The organism is Kitasatospora sp. NBC_00039, assembly GCF_045160625.1.
Taxonomy (GTDB): Bacteria; Actinomycetota; Actinomycetes; order Streptomycetales; family Streptomycetaceae; genus Kitasatospora.
Genome location: NZ_CP108289.1, coordinates 2963669 through 2986039, shown reverse-complemented (window position 1 = coordinate 2986039; position 22371 = coordinate 2963669). Strand labels below are relative to the sequence as shown.

The window sequence follows — 22371 nt, the reverse complement described above, 5'->3', positions numbered from 1 at the left end:
TCCTGGCGGCCCCCTGCCGACGGGCCGGGGGCCGAACGGGCGGGCCGGGGCCGGCCGTCGGGGCCGGGCAAGGAAGAGCCCTGGCATACAGGGGATGCCAGGGCTTGGGTTTCGCAGGTTGCTCACGGCCCCCCGGAGGGGGCCGCTGGTGCCGGAAGTCCGGCGTCGGGTCGGTCGGGACGGGTGGATCAGGCGGCGGTGCGGTGGCGCTCCAGCACCGTGTCCACGCCGTGTTCGGCGGCGAGCCGGCGGAGATCGTCCAGCTCGGACTGCTCCACCTCGGCCAGGAATTCGTCCCCGGCCTCGATCGCGCGGTGCAGGTCCTGCTCGGCGTTGGCTATGCGCTGCAGGATTCCGGCGGTGAAGGCGTCCATACGGGCCCCCTTACTGTGTCGGACGTGCACGTTCGTGCGTCCCCCGCCCCAGGGTTGTGGTGGTCAGCGGAAGCGTCCGATCCGGCGGGTCGAGATCTCCGGTCGGGCGCGGAGACGGCCCTCGGCCGCTCCCGGTGACGCCCCAAGCCCCAGGGCCGGCGCGGATGAACGCACGGCGGGTGGGTGCGATCGGCCAACAGCCAGATCGCGGGTGTGCACCTGTCCTCCCCACCCCCGGACGGGAGAAACCTCCCGGGGCGAGAAAGTTGCCTGTGTCACAGTCCAACCGGAGTGTTCCCGGTACGAACCGCGCTCTCCCCCATGATCGCGCCGTCGGGACGGCCGTGCCCCCGGGGCAGCTTATCGCTGCTTTACCGCAGGACCAGGCAGGATGGAGGCACCGTCGGAGCCGTGCGTCCGCTTCCGGGGCCGGCCTGGAGAAGGGACAACGACCGTGCGGGTTCTCGTCGTCGAGGACGAGCAGCTGCTCGCCGAGGCCGTCGCCACCGGCCTTCGCCGCGAGGCGATGGCCGTCGACGTGGTGTACGACGGGGAGGCCGCGCTCCAGCGCATCGCGGTCAACGACTACGACGTCGTGGTCCTCGACCGCGACCTGCCGCTGGTCCACGGCGACGACGTGTGCCGCAGCGTGGTCGACCAGGGGCTGGCCACCCGGGTGATCATGCTGACCGCCTCCGGTGACATCAGCGACCGGGTCGAGGGCCTGGAGATCGGCGCCGACGACTATCTTCCGAAGCCGTTCGCCTTCAGCGAACTCGTCGCCCGGGTAAGGGCGCTGGGCCGCCGCGCGACCGTTCCGCTGCCGCCCGTGCTGGAGCGCGCGGGCATCTCGCTCGATCCGGGCCGCCGCGAGGTGATCCGGGACGGGCGCCCCGTCCAGCTCGCCCCCAAGGAGTTCGCCGTCCTGGAGGTGCTGATGCGGGCCGGCGGCGCCGTCGTCTCCGCCGAACAGCTGCTGGAGAAGGCCTGGGACGAGCACACCGACCCGTTCACCAACGTCGTTCGGGTCACCGTCATGACGCTGCGCCGCAAGCTCGGCGACCCGCCCGTGATCGTCACCGTCCCCGGCTCCGGCTACCGGATCTGATCCCTCCGGCCCCCGCGGCCGGCCTTCCGCGCCCGCTTCCGGCGGACGCTCCGAGAGGAACACCATGACCACCCCGCCCCCGGCCGGCGGGCCCTCCGGCGCGCCCGCCGGCGGCCCGCGCGCCGTGCCGCCCAGGCCCGTGCAACCGCCCCGCGCGCCCCGGCTGCACCAGGCGTCGAACGACGCCTACGTCCCCGGCGACGGCATGCTCGCCTGGCTGCCGTTCCGCCCGACCATCCGGATGAGACTCACCCTGCTGTACGGCGGGATGTTCCTGATGGCCGGCGTGGTCCTGCTGCTGCTGATGTACTTCTTCGTCCGGCAGGCCCTGCACGACGTGGCGCCGCCGCCGTTCGTCTTCGGCAGTGACGTCACCGTCAACCGCGTGCCGATGACCAGCGAGCAGTTCAACCAGTACCTCGCCGGCCGGCACGACGTCGCCTCCAACGCGGCCCTCAACACCCTGCTGCGCAAGTCCCTCACGGTGTTGGTCTGCCTCGCGGTGATCGCCTTCGTCGCCGGCTACGCGATGGCCGGCCGGGTGCTGCGCCCGCTCGGGCGGATCACCCGCACCGCCCGCGAGGTGGCCTCCTCCGACCTGCACCGGCGGATCGAGCTGGACGGTCCGGACGACGAGCTCAAGGAGCTCGCCGACACCTTCGACGACATGCTCGACCGGCTCGACCGCTCCTTCGACTCCCAGCGCCGCTTCGTCGCCAACGCCTCGCACGAGCTGCGCACCCCGCTGGCGATCAACCGCACCCTGCTGGAGGTCCAGCTCTCCGACCCGGCGGCCTCGCCCGACCTCCAGCAGCTCGGCAAGACCCTGCTGGCCACCAACGAGCGCAGCGAACAGCTGGTGGAGGGCCTGCTGCTGCTCGCCCGGAGCGAGAACGAGCTGACCGACCGCCGCACGGTGGAGCTCTCCGAGGTGGCCGGCCGCGCCCTGGAGCAGACCCGGGCCGAGGCCGACCGGCGCGAGGTCGAGGTGCGCTCCACGCTCACCCCGGCCGTGGTCGGCGGCAACGGCGTCCTGCTGGAGCGGCTCGCGCTCAACCTGCTGCAGAACGCGGTGCGCTACAACACCCCCGGCGGCTGGGTCGAGATCACCACCGCCGAGGTGCCCGGCGGTGGCGGCGAGCTCGTGGTCTCGAACACCGGCCCGGTCGTCCCCGGCTACGAGCTGGAGCACATCTTCGAGCCCTTCCGCCGGGTCAAGGGCGCCGACCGCACCCGCAGCGACAAGGGGGTCGGACTCGGCCTCTCCATCGTGCGCTCGGTGGTCCGGGCGCACGGAGGCACCATCGAGGCCACCCCGCGGGCCGGTGGCGGCCTCGTCATGCGGGTCCGCATCCCGGGGGCCTGACCGGCCTCCCAGGGCCGTCCTCGGCCCGCTACGCCGTTCGGGCGTCCCCGCGCTCCGTGCGCCGACCATCTCAAGCCGCCCCCGTCAGGCCTGTCAAGACGACATAAGGCCTGGCGGGGGCGGCTTGTCATTTCCGGCCCGAGCAACTTACGGTTACGTAACCTACGCAACCGTAAGTGCAGCCCGACCGTCGTCCCCGACGTGCCCGCCCAACGCGCCCGTCCCGCGCGTGACCGTTCCCCCAGGAGCAAGACCGTGACCATCGCCCCCGTGCAGCGCACCGCCTCCCTCGGATCGAGCGCCTGGACCGACGCGCGGCTGATCATGGCCCTCGAAGAGGTCGTCGAGAAGGAGCTCAACCGCCACCTGAAGGTCGCCAAGGACTGGATGCCCCACGAGTTCATCCCGTGGAGCCAGGGCCGCGACTTCGACGGCGTGCTGGGCGGCGAGGCCTGGTCGGTGGAGCAGTCCCAGGTGACCCCGCTCGGCCGGGTGTCGCTGGTGGTCAACCTGCTGACCGAGGACAACCTCCCCAGCTACCACCACGAGATCGCCACCATGTTCGGCCGGGAGGGCGCCTGGGGCACCTGGGTGCACCGCTGGACGGCCGAGGAGGGCCGGCACGGCATAGCCATCCGCGACTTCCTGCTCGCCACCCGGGCCGTCGACCCGGACGAGCTGGAGCGGGCCCGGATGAGCCACATGTCGGAGGGCTTCGCGTCCGACAACGCGCACAGCATGCTGCACTCGGTCGCGTACGTGGCCTTCCAGGAGCTCGCCACCCGCATCTCGCACCGCAACACCGGCCACCACGCCGGCGACCCGCTCTGCGACCAGCTGCTGGCGAAGATCGCCAACGACGAGAACCTGCACATGGTCTTCTACCGGAACCTGCTGAAGGCCGCCCTGGAGATCGCCCCCGACCAGGCCATGCGGGCCATCGCCGACGTGGTCACCGACTTCCGGATGCCCGGCCACGGCATCCCCGGCTTCGAGCGGGCCGCCGCCCAGATCGCCATCGGCGGCGTCTACAACCTCCGGATCCACCACGACGACGTGCTGCAGCCGGTGCTGCGCCACCTCCGGGTGATGGAGATCGACGGCCTCGGCCCGGACGGCCAGCAGGCCCAGGACGAGCTCGGCGTCTTCCTCGGCGGGCTGGACGCGCAGGCGACCAGGTTCGACGAGCGGCAAGCCGCACTGCTGGCCCGCCGGGCCGCGCGCAAGGCCGCCCAGTAGCCGACGGCGGCCCGGCCGTCGCCGGGTGCCCGGTAGTGGCCGGACACGAACCGCAAGCACGGCGGGTCGTGGATCCGGCCGCTCCGCTTGGGTGGATTTTCCGCGGTTTGCCCCGGAAGATTCGGAACGTGAGCAAGCTCACACCGTGTCGCTCCGCGGGGCGGCCCGACCCCGGAGCGTGATCATGGTGAACGGCGTCCCGGTCGCCGTCCGTGAGGGAATCGGCGGCCCGTTTCGCCCCGGTGGGTTGGCGGGCGCCCCTGGTGGGCAAGGGAATGGGCGGACGCCCCCGCGGTCGCCGATCACTGTCCGTGTCCGCCGGGCGGCCCCGATCGCGGGCCGGTGATGGCCCAGCGTGAGGCCCCCCGTCCCCGAGCGGATCACCCCAACGGACCCCTGGCTGAGTGTCGATTGAGTAACAGGGCTTGAAGTAAGGCAAAATCTCCGCCTCGGGTCGGGCACAAGACCGACCCCCCATGCGTTACGTGCGCTGGAGATACCGCACACACCGCACAAACCCGGAGGGGGAGAGCGAAAAAATGGCAACGGACTACGACACCCCACGCAAGACCGATGACGACCTCAACGAGGACAGCATCGAGGAACTGAAGGCTCGGCGGAACGAGAAGACCGGTAGCTCGGTCGACGTCGACGAGTTCGAGGCGGCCGAGGGCCTGGAGCTTCCTGGCGCCGACCTCTCGAACGAGGAGCTCTCCGTCCGGGTGCTGCCGCGCCAGGCCGACGAGTTCACCTGCATGAGCTGCTTCCTGGTGCACCACCGCAGCCAGCTGTACAGCGAGAAGAACGGCAACCCGATCTGCCGGGACTGCGGCGCCTGAGAACGAGGGCGGCCATGGTCCGGCGCTCGCAGCCAGCGAGACCGGCACACCGCCCCGTCCGGCCCCGGGCAGCGGGGCCGGACGGCAGTTCCGGCGGCCGCCGAGGCGGCCGCACCGGCAGTACGGAGTCAGGTAGTACCAGCGCAGTACCTTGTGCTGCGCGCGGTGCCGCACCTCGGGCGGCACCCCGTGCAGCACGGAGACAACAGGGACGGTCCCGCATCGCGGAACCGTCCCTCTCCGTTTCCCGGGGACGCCCGGGCGCGTTCGTCCCTCCCCGTCAGGCGCGGGCGCTCCGGCGCGCCTCGTCGAGCGCCTCGGCCAGCTTCATCGGCGAGCGGGTCGACAGGTACAGGTACGGCGTCGGGTCGGCCGGGTCGCTGACCTCGACGCGCAGGGCGGTCGGCACGTAGCTGCGCAGCAGCATGAAGGCGCGCGGATCCGCCTTCCTCCCGCGCCAGGCCACCGCCTCGGCGGGGCTGAGCGCGTGCGCGGAGCCGAGGGCGTCGACCGGGATCCGGGCCGGGCCCGCGACCAGCGAGCCCTGCACCACGCGGATCCGGGCGGAGCCGTAGCTGCTGATCGCGGCCGCGCCGGCGGCGATGCCGACCACCAGCCCGACCAACGCGCCGACCGCGCTGAGACGCAGCAGGATCAGCGCGAGCGTGAGCCCGATCGCGACCGGGAGCAACCACCAGGAGCGCGGCACGGTGAGGCGTTCGTCGTACATGCCCCCATTGTGGGCGCCGTGACGGGCGGCCCGGGACGGCACCCCCGGCCCCCCCTCGCCTACCGGTCGGTAGGGTTGGGCGCCGTGACCGGTTCCATCGCCCCCGCCTCCCCGTCCGCCCAGTCGGCGCCGAGTACGCCGCTGGCACCGACCACGTCGCCGGCGCCAGCCGGGTCGCCGTCGCCGACCACGCCGCCGCCGGAGGCCGTGCTGCCCCCGCGCGCCCCCGAGGCCCCGGCCCCGGGCGCCCGGCTCGGCTCGCACTACGAGCACTGTTTCGGCTGCGGCCCGCAGCACCCCGGCGGCCTGCGGATCGACGCGGTGGCGGGCGAGGGGCTCGACGTCACCGCCGAGTTCGCCGTCCGCTCGGCCCACCAGGGCGGACCCGGCCTGGCCCACGGCGGCCTGCTGACCACGGCGATGGACGAGACGCTCGGCACGCTGAACTGGCTGCTGCACGCCCCCGCCGTCACCGGCCGGCTGGAGACTGACTTCCTCTGCCCGGTGCCGGTCGACTCCGTGCTGCACGTGCGGGCGTGGATCACCGGCGTGCACGGCCGCAAGATCTACAGCGCCGCCGAGGCACGGATCGGCGGCCCGGACGGGCCGGTCGCGGTGCGTGCGCAGGCGCTCTTCATCCAGGTGAAGCTGGAACACTTCACCAAGCACGGTCGTCCGGAGGACATCGAGAAGGTCCTCGACGACCCGGATCTGATGAAGCGCGCCCGAGCCTTTGAGGTGAACCCTTGAGCACGACCCCCCGTCCGCCCGTCGACGTTCTGATCAGGCGGATCGACGCCGAGCTGCCGCTGCCCGCGTACGCGCAGCCCGGTGACGCCGGTGCCGACCTGAGGACCACCGTCGACGCCGAGCTGGCCCCCGGAGAGCGGGCCGTCCTGCCCACCGGGATCGCCATCGCGCTGCCCGACGGCTACGCGGCCTTCGTCCACCCCCGCTCCGGGCTCGCAGCTCGTTGCGGAGTTGCTCTGGTGAACGCCCCAGGGACGGTCGATGCCGGGTACCGTGGAGAGATCAAGGTGATCGTCGTCAACCTGGACCCGCGCGAGGCCGTCAGCTTCCGTCGAGGGGACCGCATCGCCCAGCTGGTCATCCAGCAGGTCGAGAAGGCCCGCTTCCACGAGGTGGCCGAACTTCCCGGGTCGGCACGGGCCGAGGGCGGGTTCGGGTCGACCGGCGGCCACGCCGCGGTCTAGGCTGCCCGCGGCCTCGCAGGAAGCCGAGCAGGTATTCGCATCGGTCTTGGACCGGGAAGGACAGTGACCGTGTTCCGTCGTCGCCAGAAGAGCGAGGACGCTGTCGAGCAGCTCGCCGACGACGCCATCAGCGCCGACGAGACGGCCGATGACGTCGAAGGTTCCGCCGAGAGCGAGAACGAGACCGACCTGGACCCGGCGGACCGGGTCGGGCTGCCGCCGGCCCCGCGGCCGGACGGTCCGTGGGACTACTCCGAGCTGGAGAATCCGGAAGAGGGCCGCGTGGACCTCGGGGGCCTGCTGGTCCCCGGTGTCGAGGGCATGGAACTGCGCGTCGAGGTCGCCGGCGACGCGATCGTGGCCGCGACGCTGGTCCTCGGCAACAGCGCCATCCAGCTGCAGGCATTCGCGGCCCCCAAGTCCGAGGGCATCTGGGGCGAGGTCCGCGAGGAGATCGCCAACGGCATCACCTCGCAGGGCGGCATCGTGGACGAGGAGGAGGGCCCGCTCGGCTGGCACCTCCGCGCCCAGGTCCCCGTGCAGCTGCCGGACGGCACGCAGGGCGTCCAGCTGGTGCGCTTCGTCGGCTGTGACGGGCCCCGCTGGTTCCTCCGCGGCGTGATCTCGGGCCAGGCCGCCGTGCAGCCCGAGATGGCCGGAATCCTGGAGCAGGTCTTCCAGCAGACGGTCGTCGTCCGTGGCGAGAGCCCGATGGCCCCCCGCGACCCGATCGTGCTGAAGCTCCCCGAGGACGCGCAGATGGTGGCCGACGGTGGCGGGGCGGCCGCCACCGCCGGCGAGAGCGAGAACCGCTTCGGCGGCACCGCGCTCGACCCGTTCGCCCGCGGCCCGGAGATCACCGAGGTCCGCTGAGCAGGCCGGAAGTTCTCCTGATCGCCCCCGCCCGGATGCCCGGGCGGGGGCGATTTGCATGTGGCGGGGCGGTCCCCGTACAGTTCCGGAGTCGCACCGAGAGGGGCGGCGGAAAGCAAGTCCGATGAATGAAACTCCGGAAAACGGAGCGGAAAACGTCTGATAAGCTTCAAACACGAAAGAACGAAGCGCCCGGAGGGCCCGCTGGAAGGCGGTCCGAAGGAAGTGTCCGTTCCTTGAGAACTCAACAGCGTGCCAAAAGTCAACGCCAGATATGTTGACATCCCCGGCCTCGGTCTTCTGATCGGGGTTGGAGATTCCTTTATGAAGTAAACACTAGCGAGGACGCAGTGCGCGGGATCACCCTATTCCGGTGGTTGCCGTGCCGCTCGACGCGAGTGCGGCCCGATTACGGGCAGACATTCACGGAGAGTTTGATCCTGGCTCAGGACGAACGCTGGCGGCGTGCTTAACACATGCAAGTCGAACGGTGAAGCCCTTCGGGGTGGATCAGTGGCGAACGGGTGAGTAACACGTGGGCAATCTGCCCTGCACTCTGGGACAAGCCCTGGAAACGGGGTCTAATACCGGATATGACCTGGGACCGCATGGTCCTGGGTGTAAAGCTCCGGCGGTGCAGGATGAGCCCGCGGCCTATCAGCTTGTTGGTGGGGTAATGGCCTACCAAGGCGACGACGGGTAGCCGGCCTGAGAGGGCGACCGGCCACACTGGGACTGAGACACGGCCCAGACTCCTACGGGAGGCAGCAGTGGGGAATATTGCACAATGGGCGAAAGCCTGATGCAGCGACGCCGCGTGAGGGATGACGGCCTTCGGGTTGTAAACCTCTTTCAGCAGGGAAGAAGCGCAAGTGACGGTACCTGCAGAAGAAGCACCGGCTAACTACGTGCCAGCAGCCGCGGTAATACGTAGGGTGCGAGCGTTGTCCGGAATTATTGGGCGTAAAGAGCTCGTAGGCGGCCTGTCGCGTCGGATGTGAAAGCCCGGGGCTTAACCCCGGGTCTGCATTCGATACGGGCAGGCTAGAGTGTGGTAGGGGAGATCGGAATTCCTGGTGTAGCGGTGAAATGCGCAGATATCAGGAGGAACACCGGTGGCGAAGGCGGATCTCTGGGCCATTACTGACGCTGAGGAGCGAAAGCGTGGGGAGCGAACAGGATTAGATACCCTGGTAGTCCACGCCGTAAACGTTGGGAACTAGGTGTTGGCGACATTCCACGTCGTCGGTGCCGCAGCTAACGCATTAAGTTCCCCGCCTGGGGAGTACGGCCGCAAGGCTAAAACTCAAAGGAATTGACGGGGGCCCGCACAAGCAGCGGAGCATGTGGCTTAATTCGACGCAACGCGAAGAACCTTACCAAGGCTTGACATATACCGGAAACGGCTAGAGATAGTCGCCCCCTTGTGGTCGGTATACAGGTGGTGCATGGTTGTCGTCAGCTCGTGTCGTGAGATGTTGGGTTAAGTCCCGCAACGAGCGCAACCCTTGTTCTGTGTTGCCAGCATGCCTTTCGGGGTGATGGGGACTCACAGGAGACTGCCGGGGTCAACTCGGAGGAAGGTGGGGACGACGTCAAATCATCATGCCCCTTATGTCTTGGGCTGCACACGTGCTACAATGGTCGGTACAAAGGGCTGCGATGCCGCGAGGCGGAGCGAATCCCAAAAGCCGGCCTCAGTTCGGATTGGGGTCTGCAACTCGACCCCATGAAGTTGGAGTTGCTAGTAATCGCAGATCAGCATGCTGCGGTGAATACGTTCCCGGGCCTTGTACACACCGCCCGTCACGTCACGAAAGTCGGTAACACCCGAAGCCGGTGGCCTAACCCGTAAGGGGAGGAGCCGTCGAAGGTGGGACCAGCGATTGGGACGAAGTCGTAACAAGGTAGCCGTACCGGAAGGTGCGGCTGGATCACCTCCTTTCTAAGGAGCAATATGCCGCTTGCAGGCGAATGTTCTGCACGGTTGCTCATGGGTGGAACGTTGACTATTCGGCACGAGTGAAGAGCACCTGCTAGTACTGCCTCCGGGCGTGGAAGACGGGCTTGCGATTGACTTGTGTCGGGCACGTTGTTGGGTCCTGAGGGAACGGCCGTGAGGCTGTTGCTTCAGAGATGCCGGTCCCACTTGAGGTGGTCTTCGGACTGTCGAGGGTGGGTGACTGGTCGTTGTTTGAGAACTGCACAGTGGACGCGAGCATCTGTGGCCAAGTTTTTAAGGGCGCACGGTGGATGCCTTGGCACCAGGAACCGATGAAGGACGTGGGAGGCCACGATAGTCCCCGGGGAGCCGTCAACCAGGCTTTGATCCGGGGGTTTCCGAATGGGGAAACCCGGCAGTCGTCATGGGCTGTCACCCATACCTGAACACATAGGGTATGTGGAGGGAACGCGGGGAAGTGAAACATCTCAGTACCCGCAGGAAGAGAAAACAACCGTGATTCCGGGAGTAGTGGCGAGCGAAACCGGATGAGGCTAAACCCAGGTGGTGTGAGACCCGGCAGGGGTTGCCACTTGGGGGTCGTGGGATTTTTCTTGACCGGTCTGCCGGCCGGTCGGCGAGTCAGAAACCGTATGGATAGTCGAAGGACATGCGAAAGGTCCGGCGTAGAGGGTAAGACCCCCGTAGACGAAATCTGTGCGGCTCGTTTGAGAAACTCCCAAGTAGCACGGGGCCCGAGAAATCCCGTGTGAATCTGGCGGGACCACCCGCTAAGCCTAAATATTCCCTGGTGACCGATAGCGGATAGTACCGTGAGGGAATGGTGAAAAGTACCGCGGGAGCGGAGTGAAATAGTACCTGAAACCGTGTGCCTACAAGCCGTGGGAGCGTCGGACATGCAGCTTGCTGTGTGTCTCGTGACTGCGTGCCTTTTGAAGAATGAGCCTGCGAGTTTGCGGTGTGTAGCGAGGTTAACCCGTGTGGGGTAGCCGTAGCGAAAGCGAGTCCGAATAGGGCGTTTGAGTTGCACGCCCAAGACCCGAAGCGGAGTGATCTAGCCATGGGCAGGTTGAAGCGGAGGTAAGACTTCGTGGAGGACCGAACCCACCAGGGTTGAAAACCTGGGGGATGACCTGTGGTTAGGGGTGAAAGGCCAATCAAACTCCGTGATAGCTGGTTCTCCCCGAAATGCATTTAGGTGCAGCGTCACGTGTTTCTTGCCGGAGGTAGAGCACTGGATAGGCGATGGGCCTCACCGGGTTACTGACCTTAGCCAAACTCCGAATGCCGGTAAGTGAGAGCGTGGCAGTGAGACTGTGGGGGATAAGCTCCATGGTCGAGAGGGAAACAGCCCAGAACACCGACTAAGGTCCCTAAGCGTGTGCTAAGTGGGAAAGGATGTGGAGTCGCAGAGACAACCAGGAGGTTGGCTTAGAAGCAGCCACCCTTGAAAGAGTGCGTAATAGCTCACTGGTCAAGTGATTCCGCGCCGACAATGTAGCGGGGCTCAAGCACATCACCGAAGTCGTGTCATTGCAGCATGAAGGGCCAACGCCTGCTGTGATGGGTAGGGGAGCGTCGTGTGCCGGGTGAAGCGGCGGTGGAAACCAGTCGTGGACGGTACACGAGTGAGAATGCAGGCATGAGTAGCGATACAAGAGTGAGAAACTCTTGCGCCGATTGACCAAGGGTTCCTGGGTCAAGCTGATCTGCCCAGGGTAAGTCGGGACCTAAGGCGAGGCCGACAGGCGTAGTCGATGGACAACGGGTTGATATTCCCGTACCCGCTTTGAAGCGCCAACGCTGAACCTCTTGATGCTAAGCCCGCGAAGCCGGCCCGGAGTCTTCGGACAAAGGGACGTGGTGGAGCCGGTGACCCAATGGGGTAGTAGGTGAGCGATGGGGTGACGCAGGAAGGTAGTCCAGCCCGGGCGGTGGTTGTCCCGGGGTAAGGGTGTAGGACGAACGGTAGGCAAATCCGCCGTTCACATAGTCTGAGACCTGATGCCGAGCCGATTGTGGTGAAGTGGATGATCCTATGCTGTCGAGAAAAGCCTCTAGCGAGTTTCATGGCGGCCCGTACCCCAAACCGACTCAGGTGGTCAGGTAGAGAATACCGAGGCGTTCGGGTGAACTATGGTTAAGGAACTCGGCAAAATGCCCCCGTAACTTCGGGAGAAGGGGGGCCATTCCTGGTGACGGCACTTGCTGCCAGAGCTGGGGGTGGCCGCAGAGACCAGCGAGAAGCGACTGTTTACTAAAAACACAGGTCCGTGCGAAGCCGTAAGGCGATGTATACGGACTGACGCCTGCCCGGTGCTGGAACGTTAAGGGGACCGGTTAGCTCCATTTCGGTGGGGCGAAGCTGAGAACTTAAGCGCCAGTAAACGGCGGTGGTAACTATAACCATCCTAAGGTAGCGAAATTCCTTGTCGGGTAAGTTCCGACCTGCACGAATGGCGTAACGACTTCTCGACTGTCTCAACCATAGGCCCGGTGAAATTGCATTACGAGTAAAGATGCTCGTTTCGCGCAGCAGGACGGAAAGACCCCGGGACCTTTACTATAGCTTGATATTGGTGTTCGGTTCGGCTTGTGTAGGATAGGTGGGAGACTTTGAAGCAGCAACGCCAGTTGTTGTGGAGTCGTCGTTGAAATACCACTCTGGTCGTGCTGGATGTCTAACCTGGGTCCGTGATCCGGATCAGGGACAGTGTCTGGTGGGTAGTTTAACTGGGGCGGTTGCCTCCTAAAGGGTAACGGAGGCGCCCAAAGGTTCCCTCAGCCTGGTTGGCAATCAGGTGTTGAGTGTAAGTGCACAAGGGAGCTTGACTGTGAGACTGACGGGTCGAGCAGGTACGAAAGTAGGGACTAGTGATCCGGCGGTGGCTTGTGGAAGCGCCGTCGCTCAACGGATAAAAGGTACCCCGGGGATAACAGGCTGATCTTCCCCAAGAGTCCATATCGACGGGATGGTTTGGCACCTCGATGTCGGCTCGTCGCATCCTGGGGCTGGAGTAGGTCCCAAGGGTTGGGCTGTTCGCCCATTAAAGCGGTACGCGAGCTGGGTTTAGAACGTCGTGAGACAGTTCGGTCCCTATCCGCTGTGCGCGTAGGAGTGTTGAGAAGGGCTGTCCCTAGTACGAGAGGACCGGGACGGACGAACCTCTGGTGTGCCAGTTGTCCTGCCAAGGGCATGGCTGGTTGGCTACGTTCGGGAGGGATAACCGCTGAAAGCATCTAAGCGGGAAGCCTGCTTCGAGATGAGCACTCCCACCTCCTTGAGAGGGTAAGGCTCCCAGTAGACGACTGGGTTGATAGGCCGGATATGGAAGCCCTGTGAGGGGTGGAGTTGACCGGTACTAATAGGCCGAGGGCTTGTCCTCAGTTGCTCGCGTCCACTGTGTTGTTCTGAAACAACGACCCCATGACATGGCCTGTCGTGGTGCGGTTGACAGTTTCATAGTGTTTCGGTGGTCATAGCGTGAGGGAAACGCCCGGTTACATTCCGAACCCGGAAGCTAAGCCTCACAGCGCCGATGGTACTGCAGGGGGGACCCTGTGGGAGAGTAGGACGCCGCCGAACAATCATTCACAGAGAACCCCCACCCGGGATCCGGGTGGGGGTTCTCTGCATTTCCGGGACAACGCTGTTCCGAAAACTACAGCGCGAGTTTGAAGCCGAGGTGCGAGGCGACGAATCCGAGGCGCTCGTAGAAGCGGTGGGCGTCGGTGCGGGTCGCGTCGGAGGTGAGCTGGACGAGGTCGGCGTCGAGTTCGCGGGAGCGGTCGACGGCCCAGAGGACCAGTTCGGTGCCGAGGCCGCTGCCGCGCTCGTCGGCGTGGATCCGGACCGCTTCGATGATGGTCCGGGTGGAGCCCTTGCGCGAGAGGCCGGGGACGACGGTCAGCTGGAGGGTGCCGATGGTCCGGCCGGCGCGTTCGGCGACGACCAGGTGCTGGTGCGGGTCGGCGTCGATGCGGGCGAAGGCGTCACGGTACGGGGTGAGGTCATCGGGGCTCTCGCGGGTGGCGCCCAGGGCGTCGTCGGCGAGCATGGCCACTATCGCCGGAAGGTCGTCGGCGGTGGCCCGCCGGATCGTCAGGTCGGTCATGATCACAGCCTAGGCGGACCCTTGGAAGCCCGACCAACCCCCTGCCCGCTCCCCTCAGCCCTTTCCCGGGCCTTTCCCGGGCCTTTGCCACACCCCTCAGAGCCCCACAGCAGCCCTCCAGGCCCCTTCAAGGGCCCTCCTGGCGGGTGACCCGGTGTCACCCACCCTCCGCCGCACTGGTGATGACGGCGAAGACGGCGTTGTGTGGGTCGATCAGCTGGGCGAGCCGGCCGACGCCGTGGACGTCCATGGCGGGGATCCGGACGGTCGCGCCGAGCTGTTCGGCGAGGGCGACGACGGCGTCCACGCTCGGGACCTCGATGTAGGGGAGCCAGTGCGAGGTGGTGCCGGCGGCGGTCTGTTCGGGGCCGAGCTGCATGATGCCGCCGTGCGCGTCGTCCGTGCCGCCGCCGGCCGGGGTGAGGACGGTGTACATCACCTCGCCGAGCGGGACGTCCTGCTCCTGCCAGGAGAAGACGGCGCGGTAGAAGGCCTTGGCCGCCTCGGCGTCGACGCTGTAGCACTCGGCCCAGCAGAAGGTGCCGGGTTCGGTGACGGCGTCCAGACCGGGGGTTTCGCGGGGCTCCCAGAGGGCGAACTCGGCGCCGGCGGGGTCGGTGCAACCGGCCGTCCGGCCGTCGGTGAAGACGCTGAACGGGGCGAGGCGAACCGTGCCGCCGGCGGCCTCGACGAGTTCGGTGGTCCGGTCGGCGTCGAGGGTGCGGAAGTAGATCGTCCAGCCGGGGCGGGTGGTCCCTTCGGCCGGGTCGGCGGCGGCACGGTGCGGGGCGAGGGCGGCGACGGTGCGGCCGTCATGCTGGAAGAGGCCGTAGCCGGCGGCCTCCGGGCCGGCGGAGGCGAAGGTCCAGCCGAAAACGGTGGTGTAGAAGGCGACGGAGGCGGCGGTGTCCGGGCTGGTGAGGTCGAGCCAGTTGGGCGAGCCGGGGGCGAAGGCGGTGGTGAGCATGGCGGCACTGCTCCTCGGGCGATGCCTGTCGCGATGGGGCGCGGGCAGGACGGAAGGTCCCCCTCTGCGTCAACCAGCCTGGCACCAGGGCGCCCGGTGTCGCACCCGGGCGGTACGGTGCGTAGCGGAACTGCACCCGTACTGGTAGAGGGGGCCGGGTGGCCAGGCAGACTCAGCAGGCGCCGGCGGGTCCGGCGGGCCCGCCGCGTCAGCTCGCCCAGGTCGAGGGCGTCCTGGAGCGGATCACGTACGCGAACGAGGAGACCGGCTACACGGTCGCCCGGGTGGACACCGGGCGCGGTGGCAACGACCTGCTGACGGTGGTGGGCGCGCTGCTGGGGGCGCAGCCGGGGGAGTCGCTGCGGCTGCACGGGCGGTGGGGGTCGCATCCGCAGTACGGCAAGCAGTTCGTGGTGGAGAACTACACGACGGTGCTGCCTGCGACGATCCAGGGCATCCAGCGCTATCTCGGCTCGGGGTTGATCAAGGGGATCGGGCCGCGGTTCGCCGAGCGGATCGTGGAGCGGTTCGGGGTGGACACCCTGGAAGTGATCGAGCACGAGCCGGGCCGGCTGATCGAGGTGCCGGGGCTGGGGCCGAAGCGGACCAAGAAGATCGCGGTGGCGTGGGAGGAGCAGAAGTCCATCAAGGAGGTGATGGTCTTCCTGCAGGGGGTCGGCGTCTCCACCTCCCTGGCGGTGCGGATCTACAAGCAGTACGGGGACGGTTCGATCGGGGTGGTGAAGAACGAGCCGTACCGGCTGGCGTCGGACGTCTGGGGTATCGGCTTCCTGACGGCGGACCGGATCGCGCAGGCGGTGGGGATTCCGCACGACAGCCCGGAGCGGGTGAAGGCGGGGCTGCAGTACGCGCTGTCGCAGAGCAGCGACCAGGGGCACTGCTACCTGCCGGAGGAGCGGCTGATCGCGGACGGGGTGAAGCTGCTCCAGGTGGACGTGGGGCTGGTGATCGACTGCCTGGCGGAGCTGGTGGCCGCGGAGGGGGTGGTGCGGGAGTCGGTGCCGGGGGAGGGCGGCGAGCCGATCACCGCGGTGTACCTGGTGCCGTTCCACCGGGCGGAGATCTCGCTCTCCAACCAGCTTTTGCGGCTGTTGCGGGCGGAGTCGGACCGGATGCCGTGGTTCGCGGACGTGGACTGGCCGGCGGCACTGGGCTGGCTGGCGAAGCGGACGGGCACGGAGCTGGCCCCGGAGCAGGAGCAGTCGGTGCGGCTGGCGCTGACCGAGAAGGTCGCGGTGCTGACCGGCGGTCCCGGCTGCGGCAAGTCGTTCACGGTGAAGTCGATCGTGACGCTGGCGCTGGCGAAGCGGGCCAAGGTGGTGCTGGCGGCGCCGACCGGGCGGGCGGCGAAGCGGCTTGCGGAGCTGACCGGGGTGGAGGCGTCGACGGTGCACCGGCTGCTGGAGCTGCGGCCGGGCGGGGACGCCGCGTACGACCGGGACCGGCCGTTGGACGCCGACCTGGTGGTGGTGGACGAGGCGTCGATGCTGGACCTGATCCTGGCGAACAAGCTGGTCAAGGCGGTGGCGCCGGGGGCGCACCTGCTGTTCGTGGGGGATGTGGACCAGCTGCCGTCGGTGGGCGCCGGCGAGGTGCTGCGGGACCTGCTCGCGGAGGGCGGGCCGATCCCGTCGGTGCGGCTGACCAGGATCTTCCGGCAGGCCCAGCAGTCGGGGGTGGTGACCAACGCGCACCGGATCAACGAGGGGCTGCCGCCGATGACGGAGGGGCTGGCGGACTTCTTCCTGTTCGTGGAGGACGACGCCGAGCGGGCGGCCGGGCTGACGGTGGACGTGGTGGCGCGGCGGATCCCGCAGCGGTTCGGCTTCGACGCGCGGCGGGACGTCCAGGTGCTGGCGCCGATGCACCGGGGCCCCGCGGGCGCGGGGAATCTGAACACGCTGTTGCAGGCGGCGGTGTCGCCGGCCCGGGAGGGGCTGGCGGAGCGGCGGTCCGGCGGGCGGACGTTCCGGGTGGGGGACAAGGTCACGCAGATCAGGAACAACTATGACAAGGGGCGGAACGGGGTCTTCAACGGCACAGTGGGAGTGGTGACCTCGCTCAGCGTGGACGACCAGCGGCTGACCGTGCTCACCGACGAGGACGAGGAGGTGCCGTACGACTTCGACGAGCTGGACGAGTTGGCGCACGCGTACGCGGTGACGATCCACCGGTCGCAGGGGAGCGAGTATCCGGTGGTGGTGATTCCGGTCACCACGTCCGCATGGACGATGCTCCAGCGGAATCTGCTCTACACCGCTGTGACCAGGGCGAGGAAACTCGTGGTGCTCGTGGGGTCACGGAAGGCGATCGCCCAGGCCGTTCGAACCGTCAGCGCAGGTAGGAGGCATGCCGCGCTGGACCATCGGCTGGCCACTGGATGATTCTCCAACGGATGGTTGCCTCTATTGTTCTCTTGACGTGAAGAGATTTACGGCAGAGCCTGGTGTGGTGCCGATCTTGTCCGGTTCGTACCGGCTGCGGCGGCAGGTTTTGTAGGGGCGGTCCCTTTCGGGCCACCCCGGGTGCGCGGCTGTCCGCCAGATGGGGGATGGTAGAGACAGTCAGGGCACCTTGGAAGAGGATTCATTTCGTCGGTGAGGAAGACGTGAGCGACAACTCGGTAGTACTGCGGTACCAGGACGGCGAGTACGAGTACCCCGTCGTCGAGAGCACTGCGGGCAACGCCGGCTTCGACATCTCGAAGCTGCTCCCGCAGACCGGCCTGGTCACCCTGGACAACGGCTTCGGTAACACCGCCGCGTACAAGTCCGCGATCACCTTCGTGGACGGCGACAACGGCATCCTGCGCTACCGCGGCTACCCGATCGAGCAGCTCGCCGAGCAGGGCAGCTTCATCGAGACCGCGTACCTGCTGATCAACGGCGAGCTGCCGACGGCCGACCAGCTGTCGGAGTTCAACCGCGAGATCACCCAGCACACCCTGCTGCACGAGGACGTCAAGCGCTTCTACCAGGGCTTCCCGCGGGACGCCCACCCGATGGCGATGCTGTCGTCCGTGGTCGGCGCGCTGTCCACCTTCTACCAGGACAGCCACAACCCGTTCGACGCCGGCCAGCGCCACCTGTCGACGGTCCGCCTGCTGGCGAAGCTGCCGACGATCGCGGCCTACGCGTACAAGAAGTCGGTCGGCCAGCCGTTCGTCTACCCGCGCAACGACCTGAGCTACGTCGAGAACTTCCTGCGGATGACCTTCGCGGTGCCCGCCGAGGACTACGAGCTCAACCCGGTCATCGTCAACGCCCTGGACAAGCTGCTGATCCTGCACGCGGACCACGAGCAGAACTGCTCGACCTCCACGGTCCGCCTGGTCGGCTCCAGCCACGCCAACCAGTTCGCCTCGATCTCGGCCGGCATCTCGGCGCTCTGGGGCCCGCTGCACGGCGGCGCCAACCAGGCCGTCCTGGAGATGCTGGAGAGCATCCAGAAGGACGGCGCCGACGTCGACGCGTTCATCCGCAAGGTGAAGAACCGCGAGGACGGCGTCAAGCTGATGGGCTTCGGTCACCGCGTGTACAAGGCGTTCGACCCGCGCGCCGCGCAGGTCAAGCTGCTGGCGCACGAGGTGCTCGGCCAGCTCGGCAAGTCCGACGAGCTGCTCGACATCGCGCTCAAGCTGGAGGAGCACGCTCTGCAGGACGACTTCTTCGTCTCGCGCAAGCTCTACCCGAACGTGGACTTCTACACCGGCCTGATCTACCGCGCCATGGGCTTCCCGACCAGCATGTTCACCGTGCTGTTCGCGCTCGGCCGGCTGCCGGGCTGGATCGCCCACTGGCACGAGATGATCAACGACCCGACCAGCCGGATCGGCCGTCCGCGCCAGATCTACACCGGCACCGCGATCCGCGACTACGTGGAGCTCGGCGCCCGCTGAGGCTCCGGCACCCGCTGACGCATGACCAGGAAGGGCCCGGCCGCACCGTGCGGCCGGGCCCTTCGCCGTCACCCGCGAGGGTGGAAAACTACGGCGCACGACTCCGGGGGCGGCCGCAGCCCGGGACGGCCGCTCAAAGCGTCCCAGACCCGCCACTCCCCGGCGCCGTGCGCGAAGGCCGCCGACAGGTCGGCGACCGTCCCGGGGCCCGCCGGAGCCCCGTCGGCGGCAGTCGGTGTCCGCGCGGAGACGTGAAGCCGTTCGCCACGTCCCCGCCCACCGAAAAACTGCCGCACTACCAACCTAAGACGTATCAGGGTGCGAGAAGTTACGCCCGGGGTGTGTGACCTGCCTCTCGCCACGCTCCGTGTGCGCGTCGTACCGGTCCCATATCACACCTTCCGCCGGCAGGAACGTCACCCTCCCCACAGTGACGGCAACCGAGCGTGATAGGAATCGTGGCATTCCGGTACGGACCGTCCCGCACCCTCGCAGCGTGGCGGCGGAACTGGGGAGGGAGTGCGCAGATGGCCAGGAACGTCGTTGTCACCGGCGGTGGCACGGGGATCGGGTACGAGGTGGCCCGCCGGTTCGCCGAGGCGGGCGAACAGGTCGTGATCGTCGGCCGCCGGCGGGCGGTGCTCGAACAGGCCGCGGCCGACCTCGGGCCGAACGTCACCCCGCTGGTCTGCGACCTCGCCGACCCGGACGCGGTCGAGGCGGCGCTCGGTGAACTGCCCGAGCGGATCGACGTGCTGGTGAACAACGCCGGCAGCCGGGAGACCGTGATCGGCGGCGGTCCGCACGCCCTGCTGGCCCGCTGGCGTGGCGACTTCGAGCGCAACGTGCTGACCGTGGTGCTGCTCACCGAGTCCATCCGCGACCGGCTCACCCCGGGCTCCGGCCGGGTCGTCACCGTCAGCTCGATCGCCGCCCTGCGCGGCGCCGGCTCGTACGGGGCCGCAAAGGCGTCGCTGCACGCCTGGAACCACTTCCTGGCCGCCCAGCTCGGCACCTCGGGCATCACCGCCAACATCGTCGCCCCGGGCACGGTCGCGGGCACCGAGTTCTTCGGCCCACGGCTGGACGAGGCCGAGGTCTCCCGGCGGGCGGCCCGGACGCTGCTCGGCCGGATCGGGGAGGCCGGCGAGGTGGCGGCGGCGGTCTACTTCCTGGCCTCGCCGGAGGCCGGCTTCGTCACCGGAGAGGTCCTGCACTGCAACGGCGGCGAGCTGCTCGGTCGTTGAGCGGACCCATGGACGTGAGAGGGCCCGGACCGAGCTCGGTCCGGGCCCTCTCACGTGGGTCTCAGGCGGTCCGGAAGCGGCGCAGCCGGAGGCTGTTGGTGACCACGAAGACCGAGGAGAAGGCCATGGCGGCGCCGGCGATCATCGGGTTGAGCAGGCCCGCGGCGGCCAGCGGCAGGGCGGCGACGTTGTAGCCGAAGGCCCAGAAGAGGTTGCCCTTGATGGTGGCCAGGGTCCGGCGGGAGAGCCGGATGGCGTCGGCGGCGGCGAGCAGGTCTCCGCGGACGAGGGTGAGGTCGCCGGCCTCGATGGCGGCGTCGGTGCCGGTGCCCATGGCCAGGCCCAGGTCGGCCTGGGCGAGGGCGGCCGCGTCGTTGACGCCGTCGCCGACCATGGCCACGACCCGGCCCTCGGCCTGGAGGCGCCGCACGGTGGCGACCTTGTCCTGGGGCAGCACCTCGGCGATCACGTCCTCCGGCCTGATGCCGACCTCGGCCGCCACCGCACGGGCCACGGCGGCGTTGTCGCCGGTGAGCAGCATCGGGGTCAGCCCGAGGGCGCGCAGCCGGGCGATGGCCTCGGCACTGGTGGGCTTGACGGCGTCGGCGACCTCCAGGACGGCGCGCGCTTCGCCGTCCCAGCCGACGGCGACGGCGGTGCGGCCGGCGGCCTCGGCCGTGCGCTTGGCCTCGGCGAGCCGCGCCGGCAGGTACTGCGACCAGTCGGCGAGCAGCTGCTCCCGGCCGACCAGGACGGCGTGCCCGTCCACCACACCCTGGACGCCGAGGCCGGGGACGTTCTCGAAGCCCTCCACGCCGGGCAGTTCGCCCGTCCGGTCGGCGGCGGCCGTGGCGACGGCGCGGGCGATCGGGTGCTCGGAGGCGTGCTCCAGGGCCCCGGCCAGGCGCAGCGCCTCGGACTCGGTGATGCCCTCGGCGGTGTGGACGGCGAGCAGGGTCATCCGGCCGGTGGTGACGGTGCCGGTCTTGTCCAGGACGACGGTGTCCACCCGCCGGGTCGACTCCAGCACCTCCGGGCCCTTGATCAGGATGCCGAGCTGGGCGCCGCGCCCGGTGCCGACCAGCAGGGCGGTCGGGGTGGCCAGGCCGAGCGCGCACGGGCAGGCGATGATCAGCACGGCGACGGCGGCGGTGAACGCCTCGGTGGGGCTGTCGGAGACCAGCAGCCAGCCGACCAGGGTGCCGAGCGCGATCAGGATGACCACCGGCACGAAGACGGCGGAGATCCGGTCGGCCAGCCGCTGGGCCGCCGCCTTGCCGTTCTGCGCGTCCTCCACCAGCTTGGCCATCCGGGCGAGCCGGGTGTCGGCGCCGACCCGGGTGGCCTCGACCACGAGCCGGCCGCCGGCGTTGACGGTGGCACCGGTGACGGCGTCGCCCACCGCGACCTCGACCGGCACGGACTCGCCGGTCAGCATCGAGGCGTCCACGGCCGAGGCGCCCTCGACGACCACGCCGTCGGTGGCGATCTTCTCGCCCGGGCGGACCACGAAGCGCATCCCGACGGTCAGCCGGTCCACCGGCAGCCGGGCCTCGCGTCCGCCCCCGCCGTCCTGGAGGACGGAGACGTCCTTGGCGCCGAGGTCGAGCAGGGCGTGCAGGGCGGCGCCGGCCCGCCGCTTGGAGCGTGCCTCCAGGTAGCGGCCGAGCAGGATCAGCACGGTGACGGCGGCGGCCGTCTCCAGGTACAGGGTGGACGAGGCGTCGGTGGCGCCGGCCGAGAGCGAGAACGAGTGCCGCATCCCGGCCATGCCCGCGTCGCCCCAGAACAGGGCCCAGAACGACCAGCCGAAGGCGGCCAGGGTGCCGAGCGAGACCAGGGTGTCCATGGTCGCGGCGCCGTGCTTGAGGTTGGTCCAGGCGGCGCGGTGGAACGGCAGCCCGCCGTAGACGACCACGGGGCCGGTGAGCGCGAAGGCCAGCCACTGCCAGTTGGTGAACTGCATCGACGGGATCATCGACAGCATGACCACCGGGACGCTGAGCACGGCGCTGACCAGCAGGCGGTCCAGCAGGGGGTCGGCGGGAGGCTGTTCGGGCGTCGTGCCGGCCCCGGCGGCCGCGGCCGCGGGTGCCGCCGCGGCGGGCGGCGGGGGGAGTTCGGCGGTGTAGCCGGTCTGCTCGATGGTGGCGATCAGGTCGGCCACCTCCACCCCGGGCCCGAAGTCGACCCGGGCCTTCTCGGTGGCGTAGTTGACGGTGGCCTCGACGCCTTCCATCCGGTTGAGCTTCTTCTCGATCCGGGCGGCGCACGAGGCGCAGGTCATGCCGCCGATGGACAGCTCGACGCGCTCCCGCAGGGCCGCCACGCCCGGGGTGGAGGTGGTGCTCATGCTGGTCAGCTCCTTGGTCAGAGCGTACGGCGGGGGCCGCGGGGTGCGGGCCCCGCCGTGTGGT

General features: G+C 68.5%; 15 protein-coding genes and 3 rRNA genes. 13 read left to right on the top strand and 5 right to left on the bottom strand.

Annotated elements, in window-relative coordinates; translation table 11 throughout:
- Positions 1–188 precede the first annotated feature (188 nt).
- Complete coding sequence (locus tag OG286_RS13295) at positions 189–374, bottom strand: hypothetical protein (protein WP_030301315.1); 186 nt, start codon at positions 372–374, stop codon at positions 189–191.
- 454 nt (positions 375–828) lie between these two features.
- Here OG286_RS13295 and OG286_RS13290 point away from each other — a divergent pair, with 454 nt between their 5' ends.
- The 4 genes from OG286_RS13290 to OG286_RS13275 all read left to right on the top strand — a co-directional run bounded on the left by OG286_RS13290 (position 829) and on the right by OG286_RS13275 (position 4926).
- Positions 829–1482, top strand: a complete 654-nt coding sequence (locus tag OG286_RS13290) for a response regulator transcription factor (RefSeq protein WP_148642660.1) — start codon at positions 829–831, stop codon at positions 1480–1482.
- Positions 1483–1546: 64 nt separating this feature from the next.
- Positions 1547–2848: a sensor histidine kinase gene (locus OG286_RS13285; RefSeq protein WP_396323729.1), complete on the top strand. Its 1302-nt coding sequence runs from the start codon at positions 1547–1549 to the stop codon at positions 2846–2848.
- Between the two features lie 255 nt (positions 2849–3103).
- The gene (locus OG286_RS13280; RefSeq protein ID WP_396323728.1) at positions 3104–4087 is read left to right on the top strand and encodes an acyl-ACP desaturase; all 984 of its coding nucleotides are present in this window, start codon (positions 3104–3106) and stop codon (positions 4085–4087) included.
- Positions 4088–4626: 539 nt separating this feature from the next.
- Complete coding sequence (locus OG286_RS13275) at positions 4627–4926, top strand: DUF4193 domain-containing protein (RefSeq protein ID WP_148642658.1); 300 nt, start codon at positions 4627–4629, stop codon at positions 4924–4926.
- Between the two features lie 280 nt (positions 4927–5206).
- Here OG286_RS13275 and OG286_RS13270 read toward each other — a convergent pair whose 3' ends face one another.
- Positions 5207–5656 carry a DUF3093 domain-containing protein gene (locus OG286_RS13270; protein ID WP_396323727.1) on the bottom strand — a complete coding sequence of 150 codons (450 nt, stop codon included), beginning with the start codon at positions 5654–5656 and terminating at the stop codon, positions 5207–5209.
- A gap of 141 nt (positions 5657–5797) precedes the next feature.
- On the opposite strand from OG286_RS13270, the gene OG286_RS13265 reads away from it, so the two are divergent.
- The 6 genes from OG286_RS13265 (at position 5798) to rrf (ending at position 13292) form a co-directional block, all read left to right on the top strand.
- A complete protein-coding gene (locus OG286_RS13265; RefSeq protein ID WP_396323827.1) occupies positions 5798–6406 on the top strand; it encodes a PaaI family thioesterase in 609 nt (202 codons plus the stop codon).
- Positions 6403–6870 carry a dUTP diphosphatase gene (dut, locus tag OG286_RS13260; RefSeq protein WP_396323726.1) on the top strand — a complete coding sequence of 156 codons (468 nt, stop codon included), beginning with the start codon at positions 6403–6405 and terminating at the stop codon, positions 6868–6870. The genes OG286_RS13265 and dut overlap by 4 nt, the downstream gene beginning before the upstream one ends.
- A 69-nt stretch (positions 6871–6939) precedes the next feature.
- Complete coding sequence (locus OG286_RS13255) at positions 6940–7743, top strand: DUF3710 domain-containing protein (RefSeq protein ID WP_396323725.1); 804 nt, start codon at positions 6940–6942, stop codon at positions 7741–7743.
- Positions 7744–8165: 422 nt separating this feature from the next.
- Positions 8166–9688 (top strand): 16S ribosomal RNA (locus OG286_RS13250).
- A 281-nt stretch (positions 9689–9969) separates the two neighbouring features.
- Positions 9970–13092 (top strand): 23S ribosomal RNA (locus tag OG286_RS13245).
- Positions 13093–13175: 83 nt separating this feature from the next.
- A 5S ribosomal RNA gene (gene rrf / locus OG286_RS13240) occupies positions 13176–13292 on the top strand.
- The 16S, 23S and 5S rRNA genes sit together here, the layout of an rRNA operon.
- Positions 13293–13368: 76 nt before the next feature.
- Here rrf and OG286_RS13235 read toward each other — a convergent pair.
- On the bottom strand, positions 13369–13821 hold the full coding sequence (locus OG286_RS13235; RefSeq protein WP_405361522.1) for a GNAT family N-acetyltransferase: 453 nt from the start codon (positions 13819–13821) through the stop codon (positions 13369–13371).
- A gap of 157 nt (positions 13822–13978) precedes the next feature.
- Complete coding sequence (locus OG286_RS13230; RefSeq protein ID WP_396326151.1) at positions 13979–14788, bottom strand: VOC family protein; 810 nt, start codon at positions 14786–14788, stop codon at positions 13979–13981.
- A 158-nt stretch (positions 14789–14946) separates the two neighbouring features.
- On the opposite strand from OG286_RS13230, the gene OG286_RS13225 reads away from it, so the two are divergent.
- The 3 genes from OG286_RS13225 (at position 14947) to OG286_RS13215 (ending at position 19954) form a co-directional block, all read left to right on the top strand.
- Entirely contained in the window at positions 14947–17193 is a 2247-nt protein-coding gene (locus OG286_RS13225) for an ATP-dependent RecD-like DNA helicase (RefSeq protein WP_396326148.1), read from the top strand.
- A gap of 224 nt (positions 17194–17417) precedes the next feature.
- Positions 17418–18707, top strand: a complete 1290-nt coding sequence (locus OG286_RS13220) for a citrate synthase (RefSeq protein WP_396326147.1) — start codon at positions 17418–17420, stop codon at positions 18705–18707.
- Between the two features lie 527 nt (positions 18708–19234).
- Entirely contained in the window at positions 19235–19954 is a 720-nt protein-coding gene (locus tag OG286_RS13215; RefSeq protein ID WP_405365278.1) for an SDR family NAD(P)-dependent oxidoreductase, read from the top strand.
- Between the two features lie 61 nt (positions 19955–20015).
- Here the strand turns inward: OG286_RS13215 and OG286_RS13210 are convergent, their stop codons facing one another.
- Entirely contained in the window at positions 20016–22307 is a 2292-nt protein-coding gene (locus OG286_RS13210; RefSeq protein ID WP_405365276.1) for a heavy metal translocating P-type ATPase, read from the bottom strand.
- Between the last annotated feature and the right edge of the window lie 64 nt (positions 22308–22371).